Origin of the sequence: Celeribacter baekdonensis, from assembly GCF_003047105.1 — a bacterium.
Lineage (GTDB): Bacteria > Pseudomonadota > Alphaproteobacteria > Rhodobacterales > Rhodobacteraceae > Celeribacter > Celeribacter baekdonensis_B.
The window spans coordinates 411,403-423,877 of the sequence record NZ_CP028475.1 but is presented as its reverse complement, the minus strand read 5'-3'; the positions used below and the strand labels follow the sequence as shown (position 1 = coordinate 423,877).

Annotated in this window: 14 protein-coding genes and 1 pseudogene; 3 read left to right on the top strand and 12 right to left on the bottom strand. The window is 58.6% G+C overall.

Annotation, left to right across the window (positions count from 1 at the left end):
* The first annotated feature begins 16 nt into the window (after window positions 1-16).
* Window positions 17-835 (top strand): hypothetical protein, encoded by an 819-nt coding sequence (locus DA792_RS22170; protein ID WP_159075174.1) that lies wholly within the window; start codon window positions 17-19, stop codon window positions 833-835.
* Between the two features lie 16 nt (window positions 836-851).
* On the opposite strand, the gene DA792_RS05465 is transcribed toward DA792_RS22170, so the two are convergent.
* The 4 genes from DA792_RS05465 to DA792_RS05450 form a co-directional block, all read right to left on the bottom strand.
* On the bottom strand, window positions 852-1,295 hold the full coding sequence (locus tag DA792_RS05465) for an EVE domain-containing protein (protein ID WP_107718798.1): 444 nt from the start codon (window positions 1,293-1,295) through the stop codon (window positions 852-854).
* A gap of 96 nt (window positions 1,296-1,391) precedes the next feature.
* On the bottom strand, window positions 1,392-2,189 hold the full coding sequence (locus DA792_RS05460; RefSeq protein WP_107718796.1) for a heme-dependent oxidative N-demethylase family protein: 798 nt from the start codon (window positions 2,187-2,189) through the stop codon (window positions 1,392-1,394).
* A 71-nt stretch (window positions 2,190-2,260) separates the two neighbouring features.
* On the bottom strand, window positions 2,261-2,878 hold the full coding sequence (locus DA792_RS05455) for a flavin reductase family protein (RefSeq protein ID WP_107718794.1): 618 nt from the start codon (window positions 2,876-2,878) through the stop codon (window positions 2,261-2,263).
* Window positions 2,879-2,965: 87 nt separating this feature from the next.
* The gene (locus DA792_RS05450) at window positions 2,966-3,589 is read right to left on the bottom strand and encodes a glutathione S-transferase family protein (protein ID WP_107718792.1); all 624 of its coding nucleotides are present in this window, start codon (window positions 3,587-3,589) and stop codon (window positions 2,966-2,968) included.
* A 107-nt stretch (window positions 3,590-3,696) separates the two neighbouring features.
* Here DA792_RS05450 and DA792_RS05445 point away from each other — a divergent pair, with 107 nt between their 5' ends.
* Window positions 3,697-4,437, top strand: coding sequence for a helix-turn-helix transcriptional regulator (locus tag DA792_RS05445; protein ID WP_107718790.1), 741 nt, complete (start codon window positions 3,697-3,699; stop codon window positions 4,435-4,437).
* Between the two features lie 3 nt (window positions 4,438-4,440).
* Here the strand turns inward: DA792_RS05445 and arsC are convergent, their stop codons facing one another.
* Window positions 4,441-4,782: an arsenate reductase (glutaredoxin) gene (gene arsC, locus DA792_RS05440; protein ID WP_107718788.1), complete on the bottom strand. Its 342-nt coding sequence runs from the start codon at window positions 4,780-4,782 to the stop codon at window positions 4,441-4,443.
* Window positions 4,783-5,219: 437 nt separating this feature from the next.
* On the opposite strand from arsC, the gene DA792_RS05435 reads away from it, so the two are divergent.
* Entirely contained in the window at window positions 5,220-6,500 is a 1,281-nt protein-coding gene (locus DA792_RS05435) for an O-acetylhomoserine aminocarboxypropyltransferase/cysteine synthase family protein (protein WP_107718786.1), read from the top strand.
* A 95-nt stretch (window positions 6,501-6,595) separates the two neighbouring features.
* On the opposite strand, the gene DA792_RS05430 is transcribed toward DA792_RS05435, so the two are convergent.
* The 7 genes and pseudogenes from DA792_RS05430 to secD all read right to left on the bottom strand — a co-directional run bounded on the left by DA792_RS05430 (window position 6,596) and on the right by secD (window position 12,455).
* A complete protein-coding gene (locus tag DA792_RS05430; protein ID WP_107718784.1) occupies window positions 6,596-7,144 on the bottom strand; it encodes a DsbE family thiol:disulfide interchange protein in 549 nt (182 codons plus the stop codon).
* Entirely contained in the window at window positions 7,137-7,292 is a 156-nt protein-coding gene (gene ccmD, locus DA792_RS05425) for a heme exporter protein CcmD (protein ID WP_199908119.1), read from the bottom strand. The genes DA792_RS05430 and ccmD overlap by 8 nt, the downstream gene beginning before the upstream one ends.
* Complete coding sequence (locus DA792_RS05420) at window positions 7,289-8,026, bottom strand: heme ABC transporter permease (RefSeq protein WP_107718782.1); 738 nt, start codon at window positions 8,024-8,026, stop codon at window positions 7,289-7,291. The genes ccmD and DA792_RS05420 overlap by 4 nt, the downstream gene beginning before the upstream one ends.
* Before the next feature lie 58 nt (window positions 8,027-8,084).
* A pseudogene (gene ccmB / locus DA792_RS05415) lies at window positions 8,085-8,740 on the bottom strand (heme exporter protein CcmB).
* Window positions 8,737-9,357: a heme ABC exporter ATP-binding protein CcmA gene (ccmA, locus tag DA792_RS05410; RefSeq protein ID WP_107718780.1), complete on the bottom strand. Its 621-nt coding sequence runs from the start codon at window positions 9,355-9,357 to the stop codon at window positions 8,737-8,739. Before ccmA ends, ccmB begins: the two are co-directional and overlap by 4 nt.
* Window positions 9,358-9,387: 30 nt before the next feature.
* The gene (locus DA792_RS05405) at window positions 9,388-9,741 is read right to left on the bottom strand and encodes an Mth938-like domain-containing protein (protein WP_107718779.1); all 354 of its coding nucleotides are present in this window, start codon (window positions 9,739-9,741) and stop codon (window positions 9,388-9,390) included.
* Between the two features lie 86 nt (window positions 9,742-9,827).
* Window positions 9,828-12,455, bottom strand: coding sequence for a protein translocase subunit SecD (gene secD, locus DA792_RS05400; RefSeq protein ID WP_107718777.1), 2,628 nt, complete (start codon window positions 12,453-12,455; stop codon window positions 9,828-9,830).
* Window positions 12,456-12,475: the final 20 nt, after the last annotated feature.

Sequence of the window (12,475 nt, the reverse complement as noted above, 5' to 3'; positions counted from 1 at the left end):
TCTCAAAGTCGATTTCATGCTCTCCAGTCTTCCCCTCGCCCTTCTTCTCGCTCTCTCGCAACCGGCTATGGCGTCCAACAGCAATCTGATCCAAGTCAGCGAAGACCTCTCTCCCTATGGCGACCCACTTATCCAATACGAGGGCCCCAATAGTCTTTTAGAGATTTGGACCGAGGAGGCCGAAGCCTGCACCCAACAAAATCCTCTGACACGCCCGCAAAGGGTGGTGAAAAGCTGTAGCCTTGTCTTGAATGACAGGGTGCTTGAGGCCGCTTGGCCCCTCTTTTATACGCAGCGCGCCATTGCCTACCACAGGTTGCACAGACCTCAGAACATGCGCCACGACGCGGAGGCTGCACGGACAGGGGCAAAGGAGCACATGCTCGAAGATGTGGCGAATCGGTTTGGGGCAGCCCAGCTTTGGGATGAGCACCGCAAAACCATGGATGCCTTGATCGCACAGACCCAAAGCGCATACCACGCGCGCGACTTTTGCGACGTCCTTATCACCCGCCAAGAGATTGATTTGGCGGTGACCTATTGTGAACGCGCCTATCAAATTGAACCGACCTCGAATGCAGTGCTCTACACGCTGACCTATGTCTATAATCTCGCCAAACGCGGCAAAGATGCGCGCCGCATTGCACAAGAAGGTCTCACCCTTTACCCAAGCTCGGTGCCCCTCATGTATGAGATGGCTTGGGCCATTGCGATTTCAGGAGATCAAGAGGGCGCGATTGCCTATGCCACGGACGCCTACGCCAGAGCCAGTTCTGCTGGGCTGATACAGGCGGAGCTGCTGCAAGAGTTCCTTGAAAAGGCGCGAGCGTGGTGATCTGGACCGTCCCCTTTCAAATCAGCCCAACCTCCGCGGGCACCGACACCCCCATCGCGCCTGCAATCACCGCAAAATCATCGCGTGACACCGCAAAGGCGCCCCGTCGAAACGGCATGCCCCAATGGGTTTGATCCGGGATAAATTTAAGGCGTGGTAGAAGCGGACGAATGGGGGCTGGTCTGGCCGTTGCAACATAGGCGACATCGCGGCGATAGGGGCAAAAGCCGGGGGCTTGTTGCGCGGTATAGACCGGGCTTGTTACTTCACCAATGGCCACGAACGCTTGCACGGGTGCGCCCTCGCCCATGCCCTCACGCGGCGCGTAATAGGCGATCCAATCGCCAAGAGAGAGCCGTTGCACCGGCGTGTGTTTGCCATGGCCGAGTTGGGCAAAGCCTTCCGCCACCCCTTTCGCCACATGGGCACCAGCGGCGACACCAATCCAGTATTTGCGCATGATCTGCCTCCTTGTTGAGACATCTTCCCCCATCACTCCTGACATAATATGTCAGGATTCGTGCTATCAGGCCCCCGTTCTGTCAGACGTCTGGCCTCAATCCGCCAGACGAATGGGAAACTCGGCCAGTGCCTTGGCTTGATCCGGGCTCAGCGCCTCAGGCCGTACCACTTGTGTATGGATCGTGAACACAACCGCCCGCGTGTTCGGCAGGCGCACAAGGCTTTGGCGCTCCACCCGAATATAGCGCGACTGCTGTGATCCATGGCGCAAGTCGCCCTCAGAACGCGGATCACTCAGAGGCGCATCCGAGCGCGAGGCGGTGCCGCGCATGAGGCCCCGTCCCGGCGGCACCCCGTCCAAAAGCCGCTGCACTCGCAGTGCCAATTCCGGCGTATAGGCCGCAATCGGTTGGTGAATGCGCAACATCGGCTTCATGAATTTCTCCGGCAGACGCCAGCCCGAGGGGAAACACAGCGCGCCCCCCGTCAGCACACTTTCCGGGCTCGCGCCGGTCGGGTCCGGTTGCATCAGACAGAAATCATTTTGCATCAGCCGCGCGAGGGTTTTGATCGGCGCGTCCCGATCCAGCGTCACAATGACGCCATCAGGCCGGGTCACCGCATCTTGCGTGATCGCAAACCCCAGCCTCGGCAAAAGCGCCAAAGCCATGTCATATAATTCCTCGGCGGCTGGCCGGGCGCTCACATCCAGCCCCATGACCTCATCGGGTTGGGTCGCAATCAAATGATCGCGCAGCGCCATTTGCGCACCGTAGGCCGTATCGACCTCAAGCCAATCCTCAAGCTCAAAGGGCACCACCCCCGGCAACCGCCGGGTGCGTGGATCGGCCCAAGGAGCAAAGCTCAGTTTTGTCTGTAGAATCTGTTCCATAGACGACAGATTGCGCCGGAAACGAGGCCGCAGAAAGAGGCCAGATCAGATCATGGATGAGTCCAGCCAGATCAGGGTTTGAACACGCTCTCCAACGCCGGGGCGGTCAGTTCAAATTGCCGATCCGAGGTGATGTAAGCATCGCCATGCAGCCGCGCGATCGGTTGATAGGTCTCGGGGTTCACATAACGCCCCTCATCGTCCAAACAATCCGGGCGCACATGCATCCGCACCACCTCAAGGATGACCAAAACCCGGTTCGGCCAGTCCAAAATCCGCTCCACACGACATTCGAACACACAGGCGGCCCCTGCAATTCGCGGCGCATCAATCACCTCACACTCAGAGGTTTCCACCCCAGCCAAGGACAGCTCATCCACCCCATTGGGCACCGACAGCCCGGCGATCAACATCGTGTCCGCCAAATCCATATCGACCATATGAATGGCGCAGGTGCCATTTCGACGAATATTGGTGGCGGTGTCTTTTTCTTGGTCCGGTTTGGAGGCAATGCCCAACACCAAAAGCGCCGGGTCAGAAGACATGACGTTGAAAAACGACATCGGGGCGGCGTTGTTGCTGCCATCCGGGTTGCGCGTCGTGACCAAGGCGATGGGCCGGGGCCCAACGAAATTGGTCAAGAGGCGGTAACGGTCGCGGGCGGGAAGTGTGGTGAAATCAAACTGCATCGGGCCTCTCAATCGGTTCGGCCCAAACAAACAGACTGCGCGCGGATTGGCAACGCGCCGAAGGCACCCCCCGGCGCTTGCAATGACTTAGGCCCGATCAGCGAGCGTTTTTTGTGCCTTTACCTCGTATTCTGCGGTTTGTGCGATGACGGGTTGGGCCACACAACGCGCCACCCAGTCCTTGATCACCGGCACATCCGGCACAGCCTCAGGGAGCCACAAAAACGCCGAAGCCAAAAGCAGATCGGCCACGCTATACGTTGCCCCCAAAAGGTAATCGCGCCCCTCAAGATCCGCCGCCAGCGCTGTGAGTGCCTCTGGCAAGCCGCGAAAGGTTGAGGCCAACGCCGGATGGTTGATCCCGACCGCATTGAGCACAAAAACAGGCTCCAACACATTGCCGTACCATGCCATCAGGGACAGCATCGTCGCCCGCCCCGGTGCGCCAACTGTTGGGGCAATATCAGAGGGGAAGCGATCACAGAGGTAAAGCATGATCGCATTGCTTTCACGCAATGTCTCGCCGTCTTCGGTGACCAAAAACGGCACTTTGCCTTCGGGATGGGGATTGTTCGGATCACGCCTGCCCGACCCGTCCCGACGCGGGATGTCGGTGAGACGGATCTCCACCTGATCCATGACATCAAGGGCCATCAACAGGGTGATGATCCGCGTCGAACGCGAATTGGGGGCGTGATAGAGCGTCAGCATGGCATGTCCTTTTTGCTTTGCGAATGAGGCTCACTCTGGCACCATACTCCTGTCAGTTTCCGTCAGTAGGACTGTGCGAGGATGGGGATGAGGAAAAAGGACAGCCTATGAGCAAATCTGACCGTCTGTTTCGTGTCATGCACCTGTTTCGCTGCCTGCCCGCCCCGGTTACGGCGGCCCGGATGGCAGAGGAGCTGGGCGTCTCTGAACGCACGCTGTACCGCGACATTGAGAGCCTGCGTTTGGCGGGCGCGCGGATCGAGGGCGAAGCGGGGCTGGGGTATACCCTGTCCAAGGACTTCGCCTTGCCGCCCCAGACATTAAGTCAGTTGGAGATTGAAGCGCTGGTCTTGGGCCTCTCAGAAGTGCAACATCGTGGCGATCCGGCACTGGCGCAGGCCGCGCGCGATGCACTGGCCAAAATCACCGCCACCCTGCCCGAGGACAAACAACGTCACATCCATCATGCCGTGGGCCTTGTGCATCGCTATCAAACGCCCGCGGCGCCCTCCGTCGATATGTCCGATCTGCGCGAGGCCTGTTGGCAAGAGCGCGCGATCCAAATCACCTATCGCGACCGCGCGGGTCAGATGAGCGACCGCGTGATCTGGCCTTTGGCCATTGTCTATCTGGACCGCGAGTTGATGCTTTTGGCCTCCTGCCAGCTCAGAGGCGCGTTTCGGCAATTTATCGTCAATTCGATCACCAGTTTCACGCTTTTGGACCAAAGTTTTCGCCCCCACCGGGTGCAACTTTTGCGCGACTATATTGCCGAATTGAAAACCCGGCCTGTGAGTGCCCCGGTGCGTGATGACGGGCACAAGATCGCGACGAACGGCAAGATGTAGGCGTTACAACACCGCTTTGACCGCCTCTGGCGGCCGCCCCAACGCCACACCTTTGGCTGTCTCGACAATCGGCCGCTCCATCAGACGCGGATGGGCCGCAATGGCGTCCAAAATCGCCTCTGGGTCTGACGCCGCACTCACACCCCTCTGCTTGGCCTCCGCCTCTTTGGCACGTAAAAACGCCGCCGCAGACAGGCCAGAACGAGTAACAAGCTCGGCCAATTTGGCGCGTGACACTGGGGTGTCGAGGTAAAGCACCACCTCGGGCGTGATCCCTTCGGCCTGTAAAAGCGCCAAGGTTTCACGGGATTTTGAACAGCGGGGATTGTGGTAAATCGTTGTCATGACACGCCTTTTCAACCTGAAGTGAACCATAGAATGGGACAGGATAACGGAGGTGGCAATATGAACAAATCAGGAAACCGATTGTTTCCGTTCCACATCTGTTCACGGTTATCACACATTAACCTTTCGCCCCTAAATCTAAGCTCATGAAACATATTCTCTCTCATATCCCGCTGCCCATTGGCGAAATTTTGTTGCTGGTCCCTTTCTTTGCCGTGATGATTTTGGCGCGATAGCGCCTTTTGCACCGGCCCTGATCTCTTTCGGGGCCTGATCTTCCGATGTTCTCGCGACCCGGCTCACCACCAGCCCCCTCATCCCTCCGGCTGGTGGTGAGCCGGGCAATTTACGCATTCTTCATAATCATCTTGAGAACGTCGATGCTTGAAACCGCCTAAACACATGGTAGGGTCGCCCAAATCGCGAATGGGAGGACCATCATGACAGACCGCAAATTGGGCTTTGACACGCTGCAAGTTCACGCAGGCACCGAACCAGACCCCACCACCGGCGCGCGCCAAGTGCCGATCTATCAAACCACATCCTATGTCTTCAAAGACGCGGCCCATGCGGCGCGCCTGTTTAACCTTGAAGAGGTCGGCTACATCTATTCGCGCCTGACCAACCCGACGGTGATGGCGCTGGCCAACCGGATTTGCGCGCTTGAAGGTGGCGCAGGCGCTGTGACCTGTTCATCCGGTCACGCCGCCCAAATCATGGCACTGTTTCCGCTGATGATGCCGGGCTGCAATGTTGTCGCCTCGACCAAGCTCTACGGCGGCACGCTGACGCAGTTTTCCCAAACCTTCAAACGCTTTGGTTGGTCGGCGAAATTCGTCGATTTCGACGATTTCGACGCCGTGCGCGATGCGATTGACGACAACACCCGTGCGATTTTCTGTGAAACCATCGCCAACCCCGGCGGCGTGATCTCCGATCTGGACGCGCTTGGCGCGATTGCCAAAACGGCGGGCCTGCCGTTGATCGTCGACAACACAACGGCCACGCCTTACCTGTGCAACCCGATCAAACACGGCGCGACGCTGGTGGTGCATTCGACCACGAAATACCTCACCGGCAATGGCACAGTGACCGGCGGTTGTGTGGTCGACAGCGGCACGTTTGACTGGGCCGCCTCGGGCAAATTCCCGTCCCTGTCCGAACCAGAGCCCGCCTATCATGGCCTTGATTTCGTGGATACATTTGGCCCTGCGGCCTTTACGTTCCACTCTATCGCCATTGGCTTGCGCGATCTTGGCATGACGATGAACCCGCAAGCGGCGCATTATACGCTGATGGGGATCGAAACCCTGAGCCTGCGGATGCAAAAACACGTCCAAAACGCGCGTGAGATTGCAAGCTGGTTGGAAGGTGATGATCGGATTGAGGCGGTGACCTACGCTGGCCTGCCCTCCTCGCCCTATTACGAGTTGCAAACCCGGATTTGTCCGCGCGGCGCGGGCGCATTGTTCACCGTGGCGCTCAAAGGCGGCTATCAGGCCTGTGTCGATACGGTGGCAAAGCTCGACTTGTTCTCGCATGTGGCCAATCTGGGCGACACCCGCTCTCTGGTCATTCACCCGGCCTCCACCACCCACAGCCAGTTGACCGAGGCAGAATTGATCAAAGCGGGCGCAGGCCCGAATGTCTTGCGCCTCTCGATCGGGATTGAGGATGCAAATGACCTGATCGCGGATTTGGATGCGGCACTTTGCTGATCACGCCCCTATAAAATTGCAAAACCCGCCAGAGATTGGCGGGTTTTTCTTTGCGTCTATAGCGTCTTGAACTTTGTTTGCAGAGCGCACAAACCTCAGTTTGCCTCATCCGCCGCCTTCGCAATCTCGGGTTTGATGTATTTTTCCATGATCTCAACCGTGATCGGCCCTGCAAAGCGGTAGGTAATTTTACCATTTCCATCAACGACATAGGTTTCAGGTACGCCATAGACGCCCCATTCAAGCGCGGTGCGTCCCGGCTCATCCGCGCCAATCGCCGTGTAGGGATTGCCGAGATCATCGAGAAAGCCCAGGGCTTTCAGCGCTTCGTCTTTGTAATTGATGCCGTAGATCGTCACGCCCGCCTCTTGCAGCATCTTGAGTTGCGGGTGTTCGGCGCGGCAAGGCGCACACCAAGAGGCCCAGTAATTGACCAATTTGACGCCGGGCAGGTCCAACATCTCATCTGACAGCGGCGGCAGATCACCCAAAGGCGTGACCGAGGCGATGGACGGCGTATCGCGGCCCAATTGCGAGCTTGGCAATTGCTGCGCATCTTCGCGCCCCATGCCAAAGATAAAAAGCCCCGCCAAACCGGCAAACACCAAGGGCGGCAGCGCCACAAGCGGATTGATCTTAGCCATTTGTGCGACGCTCCTCTGCCTGTTTCAACAAGCGTTTCATTTTAACGGATCGCGCCAAAGAGCGCCAAATCAGTCCCGCCAAAAGCAAAATTGTGATCCCGTAAGCGGCCAAAACATCGCCCGCATATTTTCCTAAATCTGGCATCATTGGCCCTGAACCCTTTCGCGCATCTCCAACGCGTGCAAACGCCGTGCGCGGATTTCGGTCCGGGTGCGCAACAACACAAGCGTAACAAACAGAAGCATAAACCCGGCAATGGCGACCAAGGCCGGATACCAATAAACATCGGCAACGTTTTCCTGCGCATCAAGTGACAGCGACGCGCCTTGGTGCAAGCCCTGGTTCCAGAAATTCACCGCATAGCGCGACAAGAGGGCAAAGACCGAACCGACGAGGCATAGCACCGAGGTCAGATCGGCGGCGGTATCGGGATTTTCAACCGCCTCCCACAATGCCATGTAGCCGATATAAAACAGCAAAAGGATGAGAAACGAGGTCAGACGCGGGTCCCATTCCCAATATGTCCCCCACATCGGCTTGCCCCAAATCGCCCCGGTGATGAGCGCGATCAGCGTCATCGTCATGCCAATCGCGGCCGCAGATTTTGCGGCCAAGGCAGAGACATGGTGGCGGCGCACAATCCAAATCAGAGAAGTCACCAACATCATCCCCCAGATGTTGATCGCCATCATCGCGCTTGGCACGTGGAGGTAAAAGATTTTGACCGTCGCGCCTTGGCGATAGTCATCGGGGGTAAAGAAAAAGCCCCACACCAAACCAGCCCCAAAAAGACAGGCCGAGAGGACCGACAAAAGCGGCAACGCCCGGTCCGTCCACGCCATGAATTTTCGCGGGTTTGCCCATTCCCATATGGATGCCATTGATCCTCATCTCCCTTGATCGCGCGTCACCTTAGGGGCTTTGGCGCGCTATCTCAACTCACCTTAAAGCGACCCGAATGGCGGCGGCGGCGGCAAAGGGCAGCAAAGCCACCGATCCGGCGGTGATCCCGGCCTGCATCGCCAAAGGTGTCGCCACCAAAAACCCGCCCGCCCCCGGCGTATCACTTCGGCGCCAAAGATCAGGGTCGGGATGTAAAGCGGCAGGACCAAAAGACTCATCAACAACCCACCGCGTTTGAGCCCCACGGTCAGCGCCGCACCAAATGTCCCTATGAATGACAATGCGGGCGTGCCAATCAGCAGCGTGACGATAAGCCAACGGTAGGCCGCAGAGTCCAGATGCAACAAAAACCCCAATGCGGGGGCCGCAAGGACCAAAGGCAGGCCGGTGGTGATCCAATGCGCCAGCGCTTTGACCGCGACCACGCCTTCAAGCGGGATCGGCGCAGTGGCCAGCAAATCAAGCGATCCGTCCTCAAAATCCAACGCAAAAATCCGGTCGAGCGAGAGAAGGCAGGCGAGCAAGGCCCCAACCCAAAGGATGCCCGGCGCAATCGCCATCAGGCGTTCGGAATTTGGCCCCACGCCAAAGGGCACCAACGTCACCAAAATTAGGAAAAACCCAAGGCCCAAGCCAAATCCGCCGCCCGATCGAAACGCCAATGTGAGGTCGCGCCAAAACAGCCGGATCATAGAAACGCCTCATCAAAATCGTCGCGCACCACGTCCATGCGGGCTTTATAGGGGGTGACGTCGAATACGGTTTCTTCAAAGCCCAGTTGGATATGGGTGGCGATGATGGCCGCGCCGCCAGAGGCGACATGGGCTTTGACGGCGGCGGCAAACAGATCCACCGAGGCCAGGTCCAGCGACACGGTGGGTTCGTCCAAGACCCAGACCGGGCGGTGGGTGACCATCAAACGGGCCAGACCCAAACGGCGCTTTTGCCCGGCGGAAAGATTGCCCGCCGGACGCTCGGACAAGCTGTCCAAATTGAAATCGCGCAGCGCCGGTTCAATATCGTGACCGCCATAAACCCCGGCCCAAAACATCAAATTTTCACGCACTGTCAGCGTCGTTTTCAACCCATCCGCATGGGCCGCATAGGCGACCGCATCGGGCGCGGCCTCAACGTCACCCGCATAGGGCGGTTGCAACCCGGCGAGCGTGCGCAGCAACGTGGTTTTGCCCGCGCCATTGGGGCCACGCAGCACCAAAATCTCACCTTTGGACACGTCGAAATTCAGCCCCTCAAGAACTGGCATCCCGCCGCGCGCCACCGTCAGATTTTTCACAGAAATCAACTTCATCCGCCCACCCTACTCGGCCTTGGCCGTGCCTCAAACCGGTAAAAGCGCCACTGCGACACGACGCCCCTCGGAGGCCAATACATTGTAGGTGCGCGCCGCCGTCGGGGTGGCCATCGGTTCAAGCCCGATCTCCGCCGCCTCAAACACCTCGCGAAACTCTTTTGGCAAATGGGTCATGTCGGGCCCGGTGCCGATGATGATGAAATCAATCTGGCCCTTCAGCTCCAACAGGCTGTCACGATCAGTATATCCGCCCCATGGCACCACCTTGGCCCCACACAAAAGCACCGCCCCCTGATGCACCTGTCCGGCGATGCGGAACATGCCGGGGCCGTAGCCCTCCACTGGGATCGCGTCTTCAAAAGGCATTTCGTTGAAGTGCATGATACGGCTCCTTTTTGTGGCAAAAAGGCCCGCGCGTGCGGCGGACCTTTTTATCGTGGTTTAACGCTCACCCTAAAGCGACGCGATCACACCGCGCTGCCATCGGTTTGAATGCCCGGGGTCGGCTCTTTCTTGTCCCAGTCGCGTTTGACGCCGAGCCACAACAGGATGTTGGAGGCGACGAACACCGACGACCATGTCCCGACCACAACGCCCAGTGTCATGGCAAAGACGAAGCCCCGGATCACATCGCCGCCCAAGACCAAGAGCGCGATGAGCGCCACCAAAGTGGTGCCCGAGGTCATGATCGTGCGCGACAGGGTTTCGTTGATCGACAGGTTCAACACGCCCCCGAGTTCGAGTTTCTTATACTTGCGCAGGTTCTCCCGCACCCGGTCAAACACCACCACGGTATCGTTCAAGGAGTACCCCACGATGGTCAGAAGGGCGGCGATGATGGTCAGGTCGAATTGGATGCCCAACAGCGCGAAAATCCCGATGGTGATGGCGACGTCATGGACCAAGGCGATGACCGCGCCGAGCGCAAATTGCCATTCGAACCGCAGCCAGATGTAGAACAACACGGCGACGATGGCGGCGGCCACGGCTTCGACCGCGGTCCAGATCAATTCGCCCGACACTTTCGGTCCGACGGATTCAACCGAGGGGAAGGTGATCGTCGGATCAACGGTTTTAAGCGCGGATTCGACGGCAGAAATGGTTTCCGGCGTGATCGCTTCAACCTCGTCCTGGGCCTGAATGCGGACCATGGCGACATGTTGGTTCTCGGCGAAATTCGGGTCGAACACTTCGGTGATAGAGATGTCGCCCAGACCCAGCGTCGACATGGCGGTCCGATATTCGGCCACATCAACGGCGGTTTCGGATTGGGTCCGAATGGTGGTGCCGCCTTTGAAATCAATGCCGAAATTCAGGCCGATGGCCAAAAAGGCGGCAACAGAGACCGCGACCAACACCGCCGAGAAACCAAAGGTCGCCTTGGCGCGTTTGAAAAAGTCGATGGTGGTTTCACCCGGCACAAGTTGAAAGCCTTTGAGCGTCCAGCCTTTGCGGTTCTTGCGACCGTACCACCACACGACCATGGCGCGGGTCACATAGATCGCGGTGAACACCGAGGTGATCAGACCCAGAACCAGCGTCACGGCAAAGCCTTTGACCGGGCCGGAGCCCATGACAAACAGGATCGCGGCGGTGATAAAGGTGGTGATGTTGGCGTCAATAATGGCCGAAAGCGCCTTTTCATAGCCAAGCTCAATCGCGCGTCCCACCCCTTTGGCGGTTTTCAATTCCTCGCGAATACGTTCGAAAATCAACACGTTGGCGTCCACCGCCATGCCGACGGTCAACACGATCCCGGCGATGCCCGGCAGGGTCAATGTCGCGCCAATGGCGGAGAGAAGGCCGAACAACAGCCCGACGTTGATGATCAACGCGAGGTTGGCGAAGAGGCCAAACAGGCCATAGGACACGCCCATGAACAAAAGCACGGCGGCAAAGGCGACGACCGTGGCGATGCGCCCGGCGGCGATACTATCGGCGCCGAGTTCCGGCCCGATGGTGCGTTCTTCCAAAAAGTTGATCTTGGCCGGCAGTGCGCCCGCGCGCAGCAACACCGAAAGATTGGTGCTTTCCTCAACCGTAAACGAGCCGGTGATCTGACCCGAACCGCCGCGAATGGCGTCTTGGATGCGCGGGGCGGAGATCACTTCGTTATCCAGCACAATGGCGAACAAAGCGCCGACATTGGCCGCCGTGTAATCGCCAAATTTGCGCGCGCCTGTCGGGTTGAACCGGAAAGACACCGCCGGACGACCGTTTTGGTCGAACACCGGCTGGCTGTCGGTCAACTCGTCGCCGGACACAACAGCGGTGTTTTCGAGGATGTAATAGATGCCCGGTTCATTCACAGAGGGCGCGATGAAATTGCGCGCGCCGGGGGCCTCATCAGGATTGGTGGTGCGCCCCACGACCGGGTTAAAGGTCAGTTTCGCGGTGGTGCCGATCAGGGCTTTGAGTTCGGCGGCGGAGCCGATGCCCGGCACCTGAATGAGAATGCGGTTTTCGCCCTGACGTTGGATCGTCGGTTCACGAGTGCCAACCTCATCCACACGGCGGCGGATGATTTCAAGCGACTGCTGCAGCGTGCGGTCATCGGTGGCGGCTTTTTCGGCCTCAGACAATTGAATGGTGATCACGTCATTGACCGCAGACACGTCGATGTCGTTTTGCCCCGCAGAGGTCAGCGACACCACCGGCGTGCCGAGTTTGCGCACGCTCGCGAGTGCGGCTTCCATGCCGGAAGGTTCGGAAATACGCACCCGGAGTTGACCCGCAGGCGCGTCAATACGGCGGATCGTGCCCACCGTGGCGCGCTCATCGCGCAACGCATCGCGCACATCCGGCCAAAGCGCATCCATCCGCGCGCCGTAGACCTCGGCAACTTCAACCTCACCCAAAAGATGCGCCCCGCCGCGCAAATCAAGACCCAGATTGACCAGATTGGACGGCAAAAACGACGGCCAAGCGTCACGCGCGGCGGCGCGTTCTGGCGTCTCCCCCGATTTCTCAATCGCTACGATAGCGTCATTATGGCCTTCGACCCGCGGGTAAAAGGCGTTTGGGAGCGCTCCCAAAAGGCCAAGGGCGACAAGGCCCCAGATGACGATCCGTTTCCAAAGAGGGAGTTGCAACATATTGGGAGCCTGAGCGATTT

Coding starts and splice junctions, on each gene's coding strand:
- ccmD (WP_199908119.1), bottom strand. CDS start 7,292: ATGATGCCAGATTTAGGAAAATATGCGGGCGATGTTTTGGCCGCTTAC.
- arsC (WP_107718788.1), bottom strand. CDS start 4,782: ATGACAACGATTTACCACAATCCCCGCTGTTCAAAATCCCGTGAAACC.
- DA792_RS05455 (WP_107718794.1), bottom strand. CDS start 2,878: ATGCAGTTTGATTTCACCACACTTCCCGCCCGCGACCGTTACCGCCTC.
- secD (WP_107718777.1), bottom strand. CDS start 12,455: ATGTTGCAACTCCCTCTTTGGAAACGGATCGTCATCTGGGGCCTTGTC.
- DA792_RS05450 (WP_107718792.1), bottom strand. CDS start 3,589: ATGCTGACGCTCTATCACGCCCCCAATTCGCGTTCGACGCGGATCATC.
- DA792_RS05460 (WP_107718796.1), bottom strand. CDS start 2,189: ATGGAACAGATTCTACAGACAAAACTGAGCTTTGCTCCTTGGGCCGAT.
- DA792_RS05445 (WP_107718790.1), top strand. CDS start 3,697: ATGAGCAAATCTGACCGTCTGTTTCGTGTCATGCACCTGTTTCGCTGC.
- DA792_RS05420 (WP_107718782.1), bottom strand. CDS start 8,026: ATGGCATCCATATGGGAATGGGCAAACCCGCGAAAATTCATGGCGTGG.
- DA792_RS05430 (WP_107718784.1), bottom strand. CDS start 7,144: ATGGCTAAGATCAATCCGCTTGTGGCGCTGCCGCCCTTGGTGTTTGCC.
- DA792_RS05405 (WP_107718779.1), bottom strand. CDS start 9,741: ATGCACTTCAACGAAATGCCTTTTGAAGACGCGATCCCAGTGGAGGGC.
- DA792_RS22170 (WP_159075174.1), top strand. CDS start 17: ATGCTCTCCAGTCTTCCCCTCGCCCTTCTTCTCGCTCTCTCGCAACCG.
- ccmA (WP_107718780.1), bottom strand. CDS start 9,357: ATGAAGTTGATTTCTGTGAAAAATCTGACGGTGGCGCGCGGCGGGATG.
- DA792_RS05465 (WP_107718798.1), bottom strand. CDS start 1,295: ATGCGCAAATACTGGATTGGTGTCGCCGCTGGTGCCCATGTGGCGAAA.